This is a genomic window from Reichenbachiella agariperforans (assembly GCF_900142205.1).
In the GTDB taxonomy this organism is placed as follows: Bacteria; Bacteroidota; Bacteroidia; order Cytophagales; family Cyclobacteriaceae; genus Reichenbachiella; species Reichenbachiella agariperforans.
The window spans coordinates 392504-413065 of sequence record NZ_FRAA01000001.1; the positions used below are offsets into that span (position 1 = coordinate 392504).

16 protein-coding genes are annotated in these 20562 nt (G+C 43.4%); 13 read left to right on the forward strand and 3 right to left on the reverse strand.

Annotated elements, in window-relative coordinates; translation table 11 throughout:
* The first annotated feature begins 75 nt into the window (after positions 1–75).
* The 13 genes from BUB99_RS01405 to BUB99_RS01465 all read left to right on the forward strand — a co-directional run bounded on the left by BUB99_RS01405 (position 76) and on the right by BUB99_RS01465 (position 9187).
* Positions 76–933 carry a prohibitin family protein gene (locus BUB99_RS01405; RefSeq protein ID WP_073118756.1) on the forward strand — a complete coding sequence of 286 codons (858 nt, stop codon included), beginning with the start codon at positions 76–78 and terminating at the stop codon, positions 931–933.
* Between the two features lie 94 nt (positions 934–1027).
* Positions 1028–1897 carry a DnaJ C-terminal domain-containing protein gene (locus BUB99_RS01410; protein WP_073118758.1) on the forward strand — a complete coding sequence of 290 codons (870 nt, stop codon included), beginning with the start codon at positions 1028–1030 and terminating at the stop codon, positions 1895–1897.
* Between the two features lie 11 nt (positions 1898–1908).
* Positions 1909–2208: a chaperone modulator CbpM gene (locus BUB99_RS01415; RefSeq protein WP_073118760.1), complete on the forward strand. Its 300-nt coding sequence runs from the start codon at positions 1909–1911 to the stop codon at positions 2206–2208.
* Between the two features lie 142 nt (positions 2209–2350).
* Complete coding sequence (locus tag BUB99_RS01420) at positions 2351–3382, forward strand: glycoside hydrolase family 130 protein (protein WP_073120511.1); 1032 nt, start codon at positions 2351–2353, stop codon at positions 3380–3382.
* Entirely contained in the window at positions 3379–5580 is a 2202-nt protein-coding gene (locus BUB99_RS01425) for a glycosyltransferase (RefSeq protein ID WP_073118762.1), read from the forward strand. Before BUB99_RS01420 ends, BUB99_RS01425 begins: the two co-directional genes overlap by 4 nt.
* A 102-nt stretch (positions 5581–5682) precedes the next feature.
* Positions 5683–5988 (forward strand): SpoIIAA family protein, encoded by a 306-nt coding sequence (locus tag BUB99_RS01430; RefSeq protein ID WP_262501881.1) that lies wholly within the window; start codon positions 5683–5685, stop codon positions 5986–5988.
* Positions 5989–6310: 322 nt separating this feature from the next.
* On the forward strand, positions 6311–6520 hold the full coding sequence (locus BUB99_RS01435) for a YgaP family membrane protein (RefSeq protein ID WP_073118764.1): 210 nt from the start codon (positions 6311–6313) through the stop codon (positions 6518–6520).
* 100 nt (positions 6521–6620) lie between these two features.
* Complete coding sequence (locus BUB99_RS01440; RefSeq protein WP_139280850.1) at positions 6621–6845, forward strand: hypothetical protein; 225 nt, start codon at positions 6621–6623, stop codon at positions 6843–6845.
* A 59-nt stretch (positions 6846–6904) separates the two neighbouring features.
* Positions 6905–7219, forward strand: coding sequence for an HPF/RaiA family ribosome-associated protein (locus BUB99_RS01445; protein WP_073118768.1), 315 nt, complete (start codon positions 6905–6907; stop codon positions 7217–7219).
* A gap of 42 nt (positions 7220–7261) precedes the next feature.
* A complete protein-coding gene (locus BUB99_RS20525) occupies positions 7262–7918 on the forward strand; it encodes a hypothetical protein (RefSeq protein WP_221407476.1) in 657 nt (218 codons plus the stop codon).
* A gap of 2 nt (positions 7919–7920) precedes the next feature.
* A complete protein-coding gene (locus tag BUB99_RS01455) occupies positions 7921–8142 on the forward strand; it encodes a hypothetical protein (protein WP_073118770.1) in 222 nt (73 codons plus the stop codon).
* A gap of 99 nt (positions 8143–8241) precedes the next feature.
* Positions 8242–8562, forward strand: a complete 321-nt coding sequence (locus BUB99_RS20185; RefSeq protein WP_139280851.1) for a hypothetical protein — start codon at positions 8242–8244, stop codon at positions 8560–8562.
* Complete coding sequence (locus tag BUB99_RS01465) at positions 8495–9187, forward strand: MBG domain-containing protein (RefSeq protein WP_084190283.1); 693 nt, start codon at positions 8495–8497, stop codon at positions 9185–9187. Before BUB99_RS20185 ends, BUB99_RS01465 begins: the two co-directional genes overlap by 68 nt.
* 243 nt (positions 9188–9430) lie before the next feature.
* Here BUB99_RS01465 and BUB99_RS01470 read toward each other — a convergent pair whose 3' ends face one another.
* The 3 genes from BUB99_RS01470 to BUB99_RS01480 form a co-directional block, all read right to left on the reverse strand.
* Positions 9431–10918: a PorP/SprF family type IX secretion system membrane protein gene (locus BUB99_RS01470; RefSeq protein ID WP_073118776.1), complete on the reverse strand. Its 1488-nt coding sequence runs from the start codon at positions 10916–10918 to the stop codon at positions 9431–9433.
* Entirely contained in the window at positions 10915–13551 is a 2637-nt protein-coding gene (locus BUB99_RS01475; RefSeq protein WP_170863710.1) for a M43 family zinc metalloprotease, read from the reverse strand. Before BUB99_RS01475 ends, BUB99_RS01470 begins: the two co-directional genes overlap by 4 nt.
* Positions 13552–13744: 193 nt before the next feature.
* On the reverse strand, positions 13745–20350 hold the full coding sequence (locus BUB99_RS01480) for an alpha-2-macroglobulin family protein (protein ID WP_073118780.1): 6606 nt from the start codon (positions 20348–20350) through the stop codon (positions 13745–13747).
* Between the last annotated feature and the right edge of the window lie 212 nt (positions 20351–20562).

The window sequence follows — 20562 nt, forward strand, 5'->3', positions numbered from 1 at the left end:
AAAGTGAGTTATAGGTAATTCACTCCTCTTTTGAAGTAACACTAGAGCGGTGGAACAATGTAAATAACGAAGGATATGGAAAATAAGAATATGAACGAAATAAAGGGCTTATTAACAATGGGTCAATGGAAGAGCTTATTGATAGTAGCAGGTGTAATCATCGTACTCTTCATATTTAAACCATGGGTTCAAATAGGTGCTGGAGAAAGAGGGGTTTTACAGAATTTTGGTGCAGTACAAGATGTTGTATTGGGTGAAGGCATCCACTTCAAAATACCTGTAGTACAAACAGTAAACGTAATGGATGTAAAAATTCAAAAAGCCAATACTGATGCAGAATCTTCATCCTCTGACCTCCAGGATGTAGATTTATCTATAGCACTCAATTATCACATCATACCCGAAAAAGCCAATCTTGTGTATCAAACGATTGGCGTACAATACAAAGAACGGATCATTGACCCTGCCATTCAAGAAGTCATGAAAGCTGTGTCAGCCAGGTATACTGCTGAAGAGTTGATTACAAAAAGACCGGCAGTGAGTACAGAGATGCAGGAGTCACTCAAACAAAGATTACTAGCTTCCAACATATCAGTAGATGCATTTTCGATTATCAATTTTAGATTTTCTGCCACTTTTACTGAAGCGATTGAAGCCAAACAAACTGCTGAGCAAAATGCCTTAAAAGCAAAGAGAGATCTGGATAGAATCAGAGTAGAAGCAGAACAAACCATTGCTGCTGCCACAGCAGAAGCAGAGGCACTGCGTTTACAGAAAATGAATATTTCACCAGACCTCATTGAGCTCAGAAAGATCGAGGCAAACCTCCAAGCCATAGAAAAGTGGAATGGAATTTTACCTCAAGTAACAGGTGCTGGTGCTATACCTTTTATCGGTGTGGGTGATGTCAATGACAACCAAATACAAGGCTAGAAACCAGCCTAACCTTTGCCATACAATCAGTGTTGAGTCTAGCGGTTCAACACTGATTTTGTTGGTCAAATAATAAACCCATCCTACTTGTACCATGTTCATAGATTATTATAAAACGCTGGGGATCGATCAGAAAGCCACACAGGATGACATCAAAAAGGCCTATCGAAAGTTAGCCAGGAAGTTTCACCCTGATTTGAATCCCAACAATGCAGACGCAAAGTTAAATTTCCAGCAAATCAATGAAGCCAATAGCGTTTTGAGTGATCTGGATAAACGCAAGAAATACGACCAGTACGGAAAAGATTGGGAACACGCTGATGAATTTGAAAAAGCCAAACGAACTCAGTCAGCCAATCAAAGACAAAATAGCACCTCACAAAACCGAGGTGACTATTCTGATTTCTTTGAATCCATGTTTGGAGGAGCTGCATCTGGACAAGGACGACAAGTCAAATATAGAGGTGAAGACTTCCAAACAACCCTGCAGCTATCACTGATAGATGCATACAAAACACATCAACAGAACTTAACTGTAAATAGGAAAACCATAAGAATCACCATTCCCGCGGGCATCGAAAATGGGCAAACCATCAAAATCAAGAATCATGGTGGTGCTGGAATCAACGGAGGTCCCAATGGCGACTTATACATTAGCTTTTCTATTGCGAGTCATCCTGACTTCAAACGCCTAGGCAATGATCTATATACCACCAAAACACTGGATTTGTACACAGCTATCCTAGGTGGTGAACTGATGATAGATACGCTGGACGGCAGAGTAAAATTGAAAGTGAAGCCTGAAACCCAGAATGGGGAAAAGGTCAAACTGAAAGGAAAAGGCTTTCCTGTTTACAAAAAGGAAGCTGCGTATGGTGATTTATTTTTATCCTATGACATCAAGATCCCGACGGGTCTTACAGACAAACAGAAGGAATTATTTACTGAATTATCCAAGGCTTAAAAACAGGGATCATGCCACGAGAAGATTTAATTGCACTAGAGGAGATTTGTACTCATCATAACATTGCTACCTCCTTCATTCATTCCCTACATCGGACGGGATTGATCGAATTGATCACGATTAATGATGCCTTGTTTATAGATCACAAACAACTTCCCTATTTGGAAAAGTACATTGACTTTCATTACAAACTTGATATCAATGTGGAAGGAATAGAAAGTATCAGTCATCTACTTCATAACATATACACACTCCAACAAGAAGTAAACAAAATCAAGAACAGGCTTCAATTTTATGAGCCTGAAACATAGCATAGTCAATACAAGGTGCTATTCATAGTGGGTATTTCCATCGAAATAAACCTCATCGTCAATGGCCAGATTTCATCAAAAAAACGGGATCCTCAGTAGTCCTGTAACAAGAGTTTATTCTACACACATAGATCATATTTTCATGTTTACATTAAAGAAAGAAGGTGTTCTCCTTGACAAAACGGACTTTGAATTTGAAAACGAAGGCGTCTTAAATCCTGCGGTCATTCAGGAAGGCGATACGGTCCATGTTTTTTATCGTGCTGTGCGTAAGGGCAACCATTCTACGATAGGCTATTGTAAGCTTAATGGGCCTCTTGAGGTATTGCAGCGCAATGAGACGCCCTTATTAGCACCACATCTAGAATATGAATCGCAAGGCATCGAAGACCCAAGAATTGTCAAAATAGATGATCTCTATTACATGAGCTTTACAGCCTATGATGGGGTCAATGCCATGGGTTGCCTTGCGACTTCTGCTGATCTGGTCAATTTTGATAGACAAGGCATCATAGTGCCACAGTTCACCTATGAGGATTTTCATCGCATGGCCGAATGCAACCTGCATCTCAACGAAAAATACAAGCGCCTACACCTCCAAAACAATGTGGATAGTAGAAATAGAAAAAAGATCCTGCTATCGGATAAAAACGTGGTTTTCTTCCCTAGGAAGATCAATGGAAGATTCTTTTTCTTCCATCGTATCAAACCAGATATTCAGATAGCATCGGTCGAAAACATCGGTGGTTTGACCAAAGCTTACTGGCAAGATTATCTCATGCAGTTTGACCAACATATTCTGATAACTCCCAAATACGAACATGAGATCAGTTATGTAGGCGGAGGTTGCCCACCTATCGAGACAGAGGCAGGTTGGTTGGTCATCTATCATGGAGTACGTGATTCAGTTGAGGGATATGTCTATTGTGCCTGTACTTCTTTGTTGGATTTGAATGACCCAACCATTGAGTTGGCTAGACTTCCCTACCCTTTGTTTCAACCTGATGTATCGTGGGAATTAAAAGGAGAAGTAAATAGTGTGGTTTTCCCTACGGGTACAGCCCTCTTTGATGACAAATTGTACATCTACTATGGTGCGGCAGACACACGAATAGCCGTCGCATCAGTCAGCTTGACCGAATTGATCACCGAGTTACTCAATCATCAGATATGAGCCATAATGAAATACTTGTTATCTCTTCATTCCCGCCTAGGAAATGTGGGATAGCCACCTATAGCCAAGATTTAATACATGCCTTAGAGGATAAATTCTCAGGCGGATTTAAGGTGAGGGTTTGTGCACTGCAAAACAAAGATGTCTATTTGGACTACCCCAACAAGGTAAATCATGTATTAAAAACATGGATTAAAGAAGATTACATCCGATTGGCAGAAACCATTAATCTTGACAAAAACATCAAGATCATATATCTGCAACATGAATTTGGGCTGTATGGTGGTGAGTTAGGAGAGCATCTCGTGGATCTATTAGAAAGGCTCAATGCACCGGTCATCACGACATTTCATACCATTTTGGCCTATCCCTCCCCTGAGAGAAAAGCAGTAGTACAACAGATTACCGAGCTATCAAGTCAAGTCATCGTGATGACCAAGCTCTCTGCGGAGATCCTAAAATCAGCCTATCAAATATCTGGAGACAAAATCAATGTAATCCCTCATGGCACACATCTGATCCACCCACACAAACAAGTCAAACGAGAAGATGTGCCCTTCCCTGAAAACACCATTTTGGCCACTTTTGGACTCATAAGTGAGGGGAAATGCATCGAAACGGCAATAGAAGCATTGCCACAAGTCATTGACCATTTCCCCAGCGTACTTTATCTGATCATCGGCAAAACCCATCCAGAGGTACTGGAATATGAAGGTGAAAAGTACCGAGAATTTCTACAAGAGAAAGTTCAGGAACTGAAAATAGAAAAGCATGTCCTGTTTGTCAACAAATACCTTTCTCTCCCCATCCTACTAGAATACCTCGAACGTACAGACATCTATCTATTCACTTCTAAGGATCCAGAACAAGCGGTAAGCGGGACTTTGGCATATGCCATGTCAGCCGGCTGTCCGGTTATCTCCACTCCTATTCCACATGCCTTGGAGCTCTTGGATGGAGCTGGGATTAACTTTGATTTTCAGAATTCAAAACAATTGGCCGAAGCAGCCATTCTGATGCTGTCCAATCCAAACATGATGGCCGATATGCGCATGAATGCCTTGCACAAGATCAGTCCAACTGCTTGGCAGAACTCCGCTATTTCTCACATGGAACTGGCCAAATCAGTATTGCAAGCAGATAAATTCGAACCCAATTACAGATACCCGTTGATCTCCACAGAGCATGTCAAAAGAATGACCACTGAATTTGGGATGCTTCAATTCTCAAAAGTCGCTGAGCCAGATATTACTACAGGATACACCATTGATGACAATGCCAGAGCTTTGATTGCGTTGACCAAGAACTTTGGATTGACAGGCAACTTTGATGATTTGCATTTGATCAACACCTATTTAGAGTTTATTCTTTTTTGTCAGCGACACGATGGCACCTTTTTGAATTATGTAACTATCGAACAAGAGTTTTCTGATCAAAACAAAGGCGAAAATCTAGAAGATGCCAATGGCAGGGCGATTTGGGCCTTAGGAGAGTTTCTTTCTTTAAGACACATCATCAGTCTACATTTACAAGCCAAAGTAGAGGAAGCCTTCCAAAAATCACTCCCTCTGATCAATAAGCTGCACTCTCCAAGAGCCATTGCCTTCTGTATCAAAGGGCTTTATTACCATTACCAATTGAAGAAGGATCCAGAAACACTGGAGCTCATCACCAAACTGGCAGACAATCTCATTTCAAAATACCGTGGCGTATCTAATGAAAACTGGAAATGGTACGAACCCTACTTGACCTATGCCAATGCCGTATTGCCAGAGGCCATGCTACTGGCTGCCAAATGCACCAATAGTGATCTATACAAAGAGACAGCCAAAGAGTCTCTTGACTTTCTTTTGTCAACTACTCAGGTAGATGGTCAGTTCTCTGTGATTTCCAACATTGGCAGACATTACGAGGGCCAGGTTAAAAAGAAATTTGGAGAGCAACCGATCGAAATTGCCTACACTGTATTGGCATTAGAGACCTTTTATGATGAGTACCATGATGTCAACTACCTGACTCAGATGAGGACAGCATTCAATTGGTTTTTGGGCGAAAACCATCTCCACCAAATCATATATAATCCATGTACCAGTGGGTGTTATGATGGGTTGGAGGAGTATCATGTCAATCTCAACCAAGGAGCAGAATCGACAATCAGCTATTTGCTGGCCAGATTGACGCTTGAAAAGTACGATTGATAATAGCATTAAACTTCACACTAACTCTAAAAATTACCACGATGATCAGATTAATGAGAGACCTTCCAGACAATGTACTGGGAGTTTTAGCGGCTGAAAAAAATTACGGGAGAAGATTACGAAAAGATTTTGATTCCTGCTCTGGAAGAAAAACTAAAATCGCACCACAGAATCAGGATGTTGTACCACCTGAAGAGTGACTTTACAGGATTTGAATTGAGTGCGCTGTGGGACGATGCTAAGTTAGGAATGAAACATCTAACAGAGTGGGAACGAATCGCCTTGGTTTCGGATCACGAAATGGTCAATTCCTTCGTGATGTTTTTTAGCCATTTGGTCAAAGCGGACATCAAGCTTTTTAGAGATTCCGAACTGTCCCAAGCCAAGAAATGGATTGTTAAAAATTGAACCATATCATGAAAAGAATCTTAACACTCACAGTCGAAATGGATCAATTAGTTCTCAATAAGTGGGATATATGCAAATCCTCTTCCTTATTGTATAACACATCCGACCTCTAGTATGGGGATCTTTGTCTTCTAGTTCTGAATGGAACTAAATGCGTCAACCACGAATAAAATTTGATTGAAAAATTCTGAGTAGATGCCAATGAAAACTATAGAAGAACATACAACAGTGGTATATATCACTTGTTATGATGGGTTCTTCTTTACCAAAAAACTAACCCAAGAACAAGTAAATATTCCACCAAGAAATAACTAACACTGAAATGAAAAAGAACATGGGAAGAGCAGACCGAAATATCAGATTACTGATGGCTGTCAGTATCGCTGTATTGTACCTGATCAATGTGATCACAGGTACGTTGGCTTTGATATTATTACTAGTCATAGGCATTCTAATCGCCACAAGTTTCTTTCAAATCTGTCCACTCTACCTACCATTTGGGATCAGTACGAAGAAGAAATTGGAAGAGTGAGAATTCGTGAATACAGAGAAGAAGCTGCTATGAGTGAATGTCGATATTGCAAAGAAATTCTATGAAGTCATCAAATATTCAAATGAAACAAATTAGATATATGAAAACCCAAATAGAGCCGAAAGAGGATATAATGATCATCATAACCAAGATTCACCGTGAATTTCCTGAGCTATCTAAATACATCATTGAAATGCCTCTAAACGATGCTAAAAACGAAGCAGTGATAGTTAAAAACCTTGAAAGTTACTATGACTCTTTGGTGGATCTTGTAGACAAGTATGCCAAAACGCATCAGGGAACAGTAGAGATTCCTAGATCATAGTTGGTGATCATCAGGAAAATATAAGGTAAGAAAAGACTAATTAAACGAATATAGAAGATATGAAAATTCAATTCAATACCGATAAAACTATCAATGGAGATGAGAGAAATGAAAATCACTTTACGTCCATTATAGCCGAAGCACTAAAAAGATTTCAATCTCATATTACAAGAATTGAAGTGCATCTCTCAGATGAAAATGGTAAAAAAGAAGGCTTGCATGACATGCAATGTAAACTGGAAGCCAGAATCGAAGGCAGGCAACCGATAGCCGTCACTTGTCAGGCCAACACGATCGAATTGGCTGTAAATGGTGCGATCGACAAACTCAAATCATCTTTAGAAACCATTTTAGGGCGTCTACAAAATCACTAAGCCAGTGATATGAAAAGGCCAAGTATTAAAAACTGAACACACATGAACACACAAAAGAACTTAGGCATATGGATGGATCATTCCTCTGCTGACTTGATAGATATAGATACCAAGAAAAACGATCACTCTATCGCATCTCAATTCAATTTTGATACAAAAGAAGAAGCATTGACTAGAAGTGAAAAGGGCATGCACAACAAACGACAACAAATGCATCAAGCCTATTACAAGGAAATCTCCGAGCAGATTTTGAACTACGATCATGTACTCTTATTGGGTCCAACCAATGCAAAATCAGAATTGCATAACTACTTAAATTTAGATCTACATTTTAAGGACATAAAAATAGATATTGAGTCAACGGACGATTGCACTACAGTTAATGATCTAGTCATGAGCCTTGATGTGACATCCTTCGATTGTACGGACATCGGCACGACCAGTCAAGTAGCCCTTTCAGTTACTGATCTCAGTGGAAACACCACCACAGAAACAGCCGATGTGACGGTAGTAGATATAACAGAACCAACAGTTAATACACAAAATATTACAATCGTGTTAGATGGAAGTGGAAATGCATCTATTACTCCTGCGGATATTGACAATGGATCCAGTGATAATTGCACAGCTGTATCTAACCTAATACTTAGTCTGGATGTAACCACTTTTGATATCAATGATCTGGGCAAAACACCGTAATCTTGACTGTAACAGACGCCAATAGCAATAACAATACGAGTACTGCAACCGTCACTATTTCTGAAAAAGAGCAACAGAACGTAACCTTTACTGGTATAGCGGACAAAGTGTTTGGGGATTCAAATTTCAACATCGTTGCATCGGTCGATAGTGGATTAGCCTTGGACTATGCCGTGACAGGTCCTGCCACCCTATCGGGAAATGTAGTTACTATAGATGGTTAGGCACTGTAGAAGTGACGGTAAGCCAAACAGGGAATAGCAACTACCATGCGGTGTCAGACGCGATTCGTTTCGATGTAGTAGAAAAGCAAGCTCAGACCATTGTGTGTTACTGACATTCCTGATTTGACCTACGGGGCACTTGATCAAAGCATGACTGCCACGGCATCCTCTGGATTATCGGTGGACTTCCATGTGATATCAGGCCCTGCCGTACTGAATGGAAGTACACTATCGATTACAGGCACTGGCACGGTAGTAGTCGAAGCGACTCAAGCCGGCGATACAGACTTCCTCGCAGCTGTAGCCCAGCAGAGTTTTGTGGTAAGCAAAGCTCCATTGAGCGTCACAGCAGATGACCTGTCCATCACTTATATTAACATTTACTTACGCGGGGTTAGTAAATGGCGAAAGCGGAAATGATTTATTATCTGAACCAACCATTACCACAACAACAAACAACACCAGTGATGCGGGAACTTACCCTATCACGCTTTCAGGTGGTGCTTCAGATAATTACGACATTTCGCTACAGGATGGTACCTTGACAATCAACAAGGTAGACCAGGTTATCAGTATAGATCAGATTGATGACAAGGCGCCAACGGATGTAGACTTTGACGTGGTGGCATCTATGACCTCTGGCTTGACGCTCACCTATGACATCTCTGGCCCTGCGACCATCACTGGGACGACCATTAGCCTCCATGGCACCCATGGTACCGTGACACTCACTGTGACACAGGCAGGAGACATCAATCACAACGCGGCATCTGAAAGCATAACGTTTGAGGTACAAGTCATAACAGACGTAACCACTTTTGACACGGCTATACGCATCTACCCCAATCCAGCGGTCCACGAATTGGTGATCACGGGAGCAGAGCACAGTGCGGTGAAAATGTTCTCCTTGGACGGAAAACTCGTAAAACAAGTGACCCTGAGCCATCAAAAACTGAATATCGGAGATCTGGAGAATGGCACCTATCTGGTGGAAATTAGCCAAGGGCAAGAACGAGCAGTGAGAAAAGTAGTGAAGGTGAACTAAGGCGCGTGTGCTACCGCACATGCAAAGGCGACTCCTCTGGGGTCGCCTTTATTATTTCCAGATCTCGATATACTCGCTAGTCATAAAACAAGGAAAATCAGTAGCGTCTTGGAGTAACCAGTAAGCGTAATCATAGCACCAAGGTTAATGTAATATGAATACTAAACTAATCAAAAAGAACCAAGACTATGGGAGCCAATAGACACTAGACTTTAAACAAAAAAACCATAAGTCAACAGCCAATTACTCTTCCATTGAAAACTTAATCTCTACACGTCTATTTTGTGCTCTTGACTCATCGTCGGTATTCTCCACTAAGGGTTGTGTCTCTCCCTTTCCCTTATATGCCATCTGCCAAGGGTCGGCTCCCAGTTTTTCTAGGAGTTCATAAATAGATCTGGCTCGTTTCACTGAGAGCCTATGATTGAAGGGGTTCGATCCTGTATCATCTGTATGTCCTATAATCTCCAGATTCAACATAGGATTGCTATTGAGTTCCACCACCACTTGTACCAAAAAGTCTCTCACCTCTGGACTCAAAATAGGTTCAGTACTCCCAAACTCAAATTCTGGATGTAGTATCACCAGCTCTGAGGTGTCCACTTCAGGCATGTACGGCGTATTCATACTACTAGAGTCAATAGCCACATCTTCAGATTTGGTAGTATCATTGATAAGTGTGTCGTATTCTGTACTAGAGGGTTTAGGCAGTGGAGGACGATATCTCGGTGGCTTTGCTTTGTTTCCTCTTTTAGATTTATACCGAAGAGGTTTCTTCAAGGATATTCCCAGTTCAAACACACTGTTGTATCCAACCCCAGAACTAAGAGGCAGTTCGTAACTTGCTCCGACAGCAAAACTAGGGCTGTCCCATGTGACACCCACCATCAATCCTCTGCGATAGATATACTTCAAAGAGGTTGCCAAGGTGTGTCCACGCAAATCACGCCTCATCCGCTCCAAGTTATAAACGCCAGTACCTCCTACGCTCCATAGTGTTTGGGGACTGGCGTGCCGGAGCATCATGTCAAGGAAAAACCCCACTTGCCGATTTTGATAGATGCGCTTAGTTCCCTCAAACACGATCAAAACAGGTAGCTTAGAATTATCTAGCGAGCTAGACGTCTCTGATGCACGAGTAATATTGTAGAAAGCCACTCCAGCTTGATCTTTTAGTCCTCTTCTTTTGTCATTAGACTGCCAGTGTATGCCCCAGTTGACCGTTAGGTAATTGGTATTAAACAGCGACTCGTACTCACCCAAACTCAAAGACGGGTCAAAACCAAAATCATCAACATATTGGCTCCCTGTAGTTAGTTTTCCAGTTTGGATTCCTCTATGGAAATAATCCATGGAGACACCCGTACTCATGAAAGAATACCTGCTCAAGGGAATATTGAGTCCATAGCCCACACTTACCGAATTGGTCTTGAAGATACCTTCCAAACCTTCGTTGTGATCTGATACCTCTAAAGCAATGGAAGACCAGCGAACTTTTCGTCGTGGAAACGGGTATTTAACACTCAGGTACGAGCTATTGATCTCCACATCTGGCATACTCTGCTGGTTGCGATGCAGTAGACTGACTTGTACATTGTTATCAGAGGCAATATAGGCGGGATTTACTCTAAAAGGGGCAAACTGGTATAGGGAGAAGTTATCCAACTGCCCCATCGCATGAAATACTATTAAAGTTAAAAAAAGAATGAGTAAAGTTTTGAATTGTATCATCTGGCCAAGTGAATAACTCCTGATTCTACACCATTTAAATAGATGGGGTTCCCGTCTTCATACGTACCGCTTACCCCCCAAAAGAACACCCCAGATGGAAGAGGCTTACCCCTGTATTTACCATCCCATCCATACTTTGTCAAAGTAACTAAATCATTAGAAGCAAAAACAACCACTCCATTTTTAGTCCATATTTTAAAGGATACATCGATAATCGATTCAAGACCATAGATCAACAAATGATCATTGGAATGGTCTCCATTGGGTGTAAATAGGTTTGGAAGATGGGCAGTAGTTTCTACCCATACCTGTACCTGTTTAGCCAAGGTAATGCAGCCATATTGATCAACCGCCTCCACTGTATATCGAGTATTTTGTTCTGGACTGGCAAAGGGAGACATCCCATACGGATCAGACAAGCCTTCTTCAGGTGTCCAGTTATATTGATAGCTAGAATCTCCTTCGATTTTGAGCGTCACACCTTCCCCTCTCCTCACACGATAGACCGTGTCAGAAAGATCAAAAGATGGCCTACCCAATCGTACATTGATAATGCCTAAAATCTCCATACCGGACACAGATCGATACACGACATTGATCAAGTCATCTTCGTTGGCTAGATAGTTCAACTGTAGATCACTAGACAAGTAGCCTTTATGCTCTGATACCCAAAAAACAGTGTCACTACAAAATGACGGGTCAAACATATCTTCAAAATCAAAACCAATTACTTGTCCATCACATACTATAGTGTCCCTTTCTTGTGTAAAACCAGACACATCTATCTTGTAGCTATTTACATTATTTGAATAGGTCAATTCCGAATAACCTGAAGGAGGAAAAATGGTCTGTGTACTGAGTTGATTGCGATCATCAGGCGGGTACTGTATTGGTAGATCTACTGTACCAGTATCATTGAAAGAAACAAATAACTCATCGATGGCTGTAATATCACCAGCTAGGACTGCCGAATAAAGGTTGCTCTCCCCTCCATAAATAAACCCTGGCAAAGTATATGTCCCCATTAGGTTAGCGGTAGCTACATACCGAGGGTCACGATCATAAAAAGCCACAGGAGTCCCTACATTAATCGTGTCATACCCGTTATTGGACAAAGAAAAAAGAACCAACAACGTGTCAGCACTACTACATAAAACTTCCTCTATATAAGGTGATCCCTCCATGGTGGGATCGAATACTTTCAGGTTAAAGACATTGCTCTGATCTTCACAGGCACCGTTGATAGCCGTCAACGAGATTTCATATTCTCCGGGTTCTTCAAAATAGAAATGAAGATCCTTCAGATCTGAAGTAGTGTCTGGCAGGCTAGGGTTAGTACTATCGAAGTTTTGATGACTGATAGTCCATTTGTAGGAAGTAGCGTTGTAAGAACGATTGGTGAATCGTACAGAGTCTGTCATTAGCGCATGGGGTTGCTTAGAAGCTATGACTCGTATGTCTGGATAAAACCTTGCATCTACTCCACACCCTACCCTTACATATCTAGAAAAAGAAGCAAGGCATGTGCTATCACTGGCATCCCAAGCTTGTACAGTTACTTTGAAGTCCCCTTCATTTGGAAATGTATATCTAAGATCCGCTAGCGTAGAGACCAAGCCTACTCTAGGATCTGTCTCCTTCCATATAAAATCTGATGGTGTGACAAACCATCGATAGTTCGTAGTGTTCCCCATGGTATTACTTTGGAACAGTACCTCTTCATTAGGGATGGGGTACTGCCGATCCATGTAAAAATTAATATGCCTCACATCTGTACATGGCGACTGTAGTACAGATGTCGTCCTACCCGTCACGGATAAAGTTGGATAACTGCTATCAAGGGTAAAATGCATGCGCTCTTTCTGACCCAAAGAGAAATCCAATGGACAAGAAGAATAATCCATAAAATTGGTACTCATATCGAGTGTGTCAATAAAAAATGTATTGTTACTGTAATTGGACAAAGTATCGGTGTGACATGAGTTATCATTACAGCCCCCAGTACTCTTATCAGGGGGCGTGTCGCACACCATATCCCCATCCAACAAACAGTCATCATTCTTGCAGTTCCTACCTTCCCAAGTATGAAAAAGACCTAAATAATGACCTATCTCGTGAGCCACTAAACTAGTAGTCAGGGAGGTAACCACCACACCTGCACCATTGGCATACCCACCTACTCCAGATCGCGTCCACCAAGATCTACCAGTATAGTCCGCCAAGGCCTCTCCTTCTATACTATTGACTAGCCAAATATTCAAATATTTCGATTGATCCCAGTGTGAATGATTAACTAAGTCTGTATCCTCTAAATCCATATCCATATTAGTATAATCCGTCGGGATATGGTTTATACCCGTGGTAGCTCCACCATCAGGAGCAGTTCTTGCTAAATCAAAAATGATTTCCATATCCGCACCACCATTGGTTTCGAATTGCCCCTTGTTGGAATATGCATCGTTAAGTTGAACAATTGCTTCTTCAACTTCAGCCACTGACGGTACTGATGGACTAATTACATGAAATACCAAAGGAATGGTTTTTACCTCGGCGGGAGCATTCAACGAAGTAGCTTTGGTAGCTTGCCAAGCTGAGAATTGTGAGGCCAGTTCAATTCTTTGATTTGAAGTCAAAGGTTTTGTGACTTTGCATAGCATACTTTCGATGGATACTTGAGCATGAACCTGTATACAGAGAAGTACTAGAAGAATATAACTGAATAAAATTTTCATGTATCGACTATTACAAGTCTACTAAGAATTGATTGAATTGTACTCGGTCTGAAATTAATTTTAATATCTAGCTATCAACTTACAAACAACTGACCTAATCTTGAATCTCAATTTTTTGACTATCACTGTGTCCACCGTACACCGGAGCGTACATGCTTTGGATCGTGGCTATCCCTCCATTATAGACTCCTGCATGATTAACTCTCAACTCATAGCTAAGTACATAGGTTCCCTTATTAAGCATATCAAAGAAAAAGTGTGTCCCCGTATCACGAGTCATTTGGTAATAGGAAATTCCTTCTTGCCACTGGTAGCCTGACAATACATCGACAGGCTCTAAACCAGAAGCTCTCTGATCCTTGAGGTGTACAAACTCCGCATCGCGATCTGTCTTGACGACCAATCGTACCGTGAGCAGATCACCTACATGGAGCTGTACCGAATCGCTCAGTGCCACGAGCCTTGTTCCTTTGAGTGTCTGCTGGTTCAAGAGTACCTGCTTATCTATCGTCCAAGACTCGGTAGAGGATTGGACCGCATCTATGTCCTCGAAGTATTGCCAATACATCGCTCCCCAAGCCGTGGTAGAGTCTGCATTGTTCAATTCTATTTGTGCCATACTTTGATCCATCTCATCAGGACTCCACTTGACCTCATAATGCCCTGCTGCTTGTTCAGTGATTCCCTCTCTCCTGTCTAGTACTTTACCTCCGATGGACACAGTCACTTGAGAGCCTTCGGGGCGTATCGTGGATTGATTGAGTAGCAAGGCATAGATCGCATCTGTAGTTGCCTTGGTAGTGGGCCAACTCTGCGTCTGCTTGTGACGGAGCAGCCACAGTCTCATTCCAATCAGTCGTTCATCCTCAGGCATCAAAGTCTCAAAGAGCTCAATGAGGAGTGCTTGCGTTTCTATAGGCGATTGATACCAGTTCCACCCGTCTACATTTTCTTTCCAATACACGCCAAACTCCTCACTAGAGGTACTGAACTCTGCGATAGACTCAACCATCTCCAGAGCCTTGACCTGCTGACCGTCACGGTATAGCACTAGTGCCAGCATCGCTTTTTGGTAGAGGGAATAGTCAAGCCACTGCTCAGCGGCTTGACCTAGGTAATAGTGGTAAGCCTTATCTGCATTGGGTTCCATATTGATGCTATCGTAGAAGCTCCGGGCATACATGGCCTGAATCTGCTGAAAGCCAACCCCTGTGGAGCGCATGTGAGCCACTGAATCCGAACGATCACCCGCTTGTTTTTGCAACAGTTGATAATCTCGACGTAGCTGATCCTCTATATAGCCTATTGCTGCAGATAGAGAGGTGTTCCATTCCTTGCGCATAGGGATACCGATAGCAGCCAAGTGCCCAAACCCCGCAACGATATGCTGTGTGATCGTGCGGTTGGTCTGGCCCCCGCCGAACCACGGAAACCCGCCATTGTGCTCTTGCATGTCAAAGAGTCTGTCTAGGGCTTGGGTAGACGCTTCTTCCATTTTGATTCCATCGAATAGGCTAGCCATACGTTGGTGTTTTTCATCTTCGGATTGAGCATCAGACAGCCAAGGACTCTCTTCGATCAAGATAGACTTCAGTTCATTGTTTTGATAAAGACTACTGATACTTTCCCCTGTCGCTTTCCATTCATCAAAAACCGCTTTAATACTGGAGTTCGTCTGTAGGATGTGTGCTCCCAGCTCGTTGGCATAGTAGCGTGCAAAAGTCTGCTCGGCGCACTCATGAGGAAACTCCATCAAATAAGGTAAGGACTGGATTGCAAACCACACCGGGTCTTCGGTCAATTCAAAAGACAGCTGATGATGCTGTAGTGTAGTAGACGTTGTATTCTTGAGTGTAGTCAGCTCAAAACTACGTGATTCATGACCATTGACCCATACGGGCAAAGTCTCCGTAATCAATTGGCGATTGGACAAAACAGGCAGCACGTCACTCTCTCCATCCGAAAACTCATCCGTCTTCGCGACGATCTTGTATTGTACGACATCCACATCTTTGGGCACTTGGATCGTCCAAGACACCACGGTGCTCTCATTGGGGCCCATCACAAAGGGTTGTGTCCGGACAGTGTTGCCAAAGGGCTGATCTACAGCACTACCACTGACGGGATCGATCAGGAGAAGACTAGCCTTACCTTCCATAGGTTGGGTGGTTCGATTGACGATCTTACTTTGAAGGGTAATCTCATCACCAGTTCGCAAAAATCGGGGTGGGTTTGGGATAACCATCAGGTCCTTTTGGGTGATGGCACGCAAGGTGCGTAAACCATGGCGCAGTTTCTTGTCGTGTGCCAAGAGCTGCAGCTTCCACTGCGTCAAGGATTCGGGTGAGGTAAATACTACTTTATACTCGCCCTTGCGATTGGCTGTGATATGAGGATAAAAGAAAGCGGTTTCTTTCAAATTGGTTCTAACCTTGACTTGGGCCATCTCCTCGGCCAACTTGTCTTGACCCGATTGCGTGGTGATGAGTATGATCCCATTCGCGGCACGTGCCCCGTAGAGGCTCGTCGCTGCATCTCCCTGGAGTACGTCCATGGATAGAATATCCTGAGGTGAGAGTTGCATCTGATCCACCATCACGCCATCGACTATGTAGAGAGGATTGGCACTACCTGATAGGCTCGATGCTCCTCGTATTTTGACCTTCGTTAGGTCAAACATGAGATCAGTAGCTCCGTCTATTTCCTCTTCTGGTGCCTCCGAAAACACGATATCTTCGATTACTATTTCTTCTGTGACCTCTACACCAGCTACCGATCCAGTCAGGGATTGCTTTGCTACAGAACTATAGCCAACAACCACAACCTCTTCCAGTCGAGACACATCGGGTACAAGGCTGACTTCCATTCGGTTAAACTCTCCTATTTCTACTTGCTGATGGAGGTAGCCTATGAAAGACACTTGGATCGTTTGTCCTTTTTTGACCGCTAGCTCAAACACCCCCTCCATGTCGGTGACCGTGCCTTTGTTGGTACCTACGATCACGATCGTTGCGCCCGGTATCGCTTCGTTTGACTCTCCAGTCACCAAGCCATGTATGATCCCCTTCTCTAAGGTTGAATCGTACTGCACCTTGAGATCGTTCGTTGCAGTTTGTTCATAGGCTTTGATGGATTCGAGATAGCGCTTTTGGGCATTTTGTGGGTTTCGGAGGCTTAGGCCAAAGGTCTTGAGTTCCTGATACCTTTGGTAGTATGGCACATAGACCTGACGGACTAGGTTGTTGCTGCGCAAGTAGTTGGTATTGAACCCTGGACTATGTATGTAGAAGTAGCCATGGTACCTGTAGGGCTGACTCTCACTAAAAAAGCGCCAAGTATGAGGCTGAAACTCGTCTAATGAGACGTCATACATACTTGCCAGCAATTCTGCGTTGGCCTTTTTACCATTCACTCCACTGATCGAAAAGCTCCAAGTCTCCTCTGCTCCCGGTACTAGACGATCACGAAAAGACTCAGTACGGATATCTAACTTAGTAGGGGTTTTGGTCTGGATAGGTATCGCAACATTGCCAGACTCAAAACTGTTGTGGAAGGCATAAGTATAGTACAAGTCCACCGAACCTTCGAGCGACTTGGGTAGCCTAATTTTGACGGTCTTGATCTCGTCATGCAGCGGTACGAGGATGGGCTCTTGGACTTGGTTCCCCACCTTGAGGTGAAGACTCACCGTCATGTCCTCTGCGGCTGTACCTAGGGTCACAGACACTTCCTCCCCTGCCTCATAGTTTTTTTGGTCTAGATCGATGGTGAATAGCTGATAATCCGATACTTGGTGGGACGCTTCATCGAAAACCGTCATTCTCTGAATGTCTCTAACGAGGAGTCCAGAGGCTTCTTTGACCTCTGCCTCGATCAGGTAACTGCCCGTCTCCCATGTACTCATGTCTCCGAATTTAACGGTATCTGATTGTGCAGTCTGTAGTGTCGTGCTATACATCAGTTCCCCTTTTTGACTCCTATCAAAAGTGCTATACAAATCATAAGGATACCATTTCACAAATGTAAGGCTATCCATGATGGGACGATCCGGGATGGCCCATGGTGCAGGACGCAACACCTGATTCGGCAATTGCTCTTTATACACACGCAGCGATACCATGGCTTCTTTGGCTTGTTCGTTGAGATCGGTGACATGCATACGCAGGTAGTTTTGGTCATTGGAGCGATCGTAGCGTGCATTGCTCAGGATACTGATCAGATGCTGGTGATAGCCACATTGTACGGTGCGTGTTGCACTGCGGGTTTCTCCGTTGATGTCTATCACGTCTACATTGATCTGATAACTGGCGATAGGCAACTTATCTCTATCCTCGTCCATTTGCGCCAAGAAAGAGAGGGAAAACTGCCCCTTTGCATCCGTTTGAGACGATCCAGTAGCGACTACTTCTGATGAACCAGTACTCTGATAATCGTAAGAATGCCCCCACCATCCCAGATATTTCAATTGCCGTGAGACTCGGTAGTCTACCCGTGCGTCTGAAATAGGACTGCCCGCAAATGCCGTAGCTACCCCATCCACTGTGATGCTGTCTCCGATGACACAGCTACTATCAAGTTGATCTAGGCTCACCTTGAATCGTGGACGCTTGTACTCCTCTACCGAGATTGTATACTCGATGTATTCGAAATCATCCATTTGTTCATCGTAGAGCTTGCTGTCTGCATCTATACCGTCCTCTACATAGAGGGTGTATTCTCCTAGACTACAGCCTTTGGGCAAAACAATCTCTCCGGAGAAAGAACCATATTCATTGGTTTTGAGGGTGAGGTACTCCCCCACCTCTTCATAGTTGATGTCCTCTAGGTAGACGTCTACCCATTCGTTTTGGACCAGTTCCTTCTTCTCTCCTTTCTGCTTCATCAATACCCCCTTGAAGTAGATCGTCTGTCCTGGGCGGTAGATGCTACGGTCAGTCATGAGAACTGGTCGTACGATCAACTCCTGTTCTCCATCATTGGTCGTCTGGTACTGTTCTGAGATATAGACCTGATCAAAATGTGCAGTATCTGCTTGATAGCTCACCTCAAAGTGGAACTGATAGTCCTTACCAAAGGACTTAGCCACGAATATCCCTTGGTCATCTGTAGACAAACGCATACTCTTGCTCTCTGAGGTCGCTTGGGGTGTAACCTCAACTGTAGCTCCTGATGCGGGAGCTCCTGTCAGCCTGTTGACCACTTGAAACCGGTTATCATTGAGTCGAACGAGAGACAGATCAGTGACCTGCACGTGCCCGTAGGCCATAGATTTTCGTAAGGTATCTCCTTGGGTTTCTACCCAGAGCAGATAGTATCCTCCTTTTAATTGGGGTAGTGGGAGCTCTGTACTATGCTCTTTGAAGTCTAGATCATTGATCAGTGCGAAGGACTCTTCATGAAGCACTTTTCTATTCACTAACTTATCCCACACGAGTTGGGTGCTCATACCACTGATCTCAAATGGAAAATCTTGGTCTACAGCATAGATTCGTAGGCGCAGCGAGTCAATATTGGTATAGCTAACCGCTACCTTAGATTTACGATCAATGGGGAGATATTCTTCTGTTTGAACCGAAAGAGACAAGGCATCAATTTTGTTGAGCAATGGCCCGCACTGTCGGGCACCAATGGACTCAGGATAGTCCTGAACAGCTTGCTGACAGATGGTTCTTGCTGTTCGAAATGCCTCAGGATACTGCCCTTTGGTGTGGTAGTTTGTGCCTTGATCAAAATACCACTTGGCCAGTCTATAATCAATCAGTGTCACGAACTCACTGTCTTGGTACTGCTGGCGTAGAGACTGGAGCTTTTCTAGAAACTCTTCGGTACGGTTATTCTCTTCCTTAGTCTGATCATATAAAACAGTCAAGCGCTGCAGCGCAACATCCAAATACGCTCCAATTTGATCTCGCTGTAAGTGATAAGCACCAAGCTCCTCCATGAGTTGCAGCGCCTTGTAGGGCATAGTCTGGTGATCCTCTGGTGCACTGTTGGCGATGGATTGGTCAAACACCCGACCACTGATGGATGTCAGTTTGCGCCAAGCCGAGGGCAAATAGTAGTCATCCTGCAAATAACACGCGATGGCACGCTGAGCGATGAAATCATACGCACTAGGACGTAGTACCTCTGCGTTCTCCTCTTCGTCTACGAACATCGACAGGGTCGACATGGGTGTCTCTTGTAGCCTAGCCCTATGCGATAGCGCTGCACGATGATGCTCCTGGATCACCTGATGCATCCTAGCGATCGTCCATATATGGTAATCTTCGGACAGGACATCAGTCTCTACGCGATCGCTCATAGACCAACGATTGTTGCGCAAGTATTCGTTATAGTATTCAGCCATATAGCTATGCAAGAGAGCCTGTTGGACTCCCTCTGTCTCTTGTATCGCTTGTTTCATTTTCATAAAAAGCTCATCCTGCCCCTGCTCATCAAGGAGTAGCATGAACTTACACTGGTAGAGTGTAGCTTTGACTTGCTGAGCGGGGTTATTGGCTGCTACCGAGAGCGTGTATATAGAATCCACCCACACTGCAGCGCTACTGGGTAGCCCTTTGAGCTCGGCTTGGTAGACTTGCTTCCATAGATCGAAGTACGCTTGATCGATGGATTGGGCTTGAACCGCAGTATAACCTGACCATGATATAATAAGTATCAGTAATGTCTTTAAGTGGTTGGCACGCTTTATATTCATAAGGCTGGTAGAATTTAAAGTAATGTCACTAAACTAATCAAAAAGAACCAAGACTATGAGATATTAGTAATGAGACAGGACTATCGCGTCATTACTTTTACTGGTCAAAGGAATCCTCTAACGGTAAGTACAAATACCCTTCGCATCGAACCAACCAGAACCTCTTACTATTTCACAATAACAACCTCTCTTTTCCATGACATTTTTGAGTC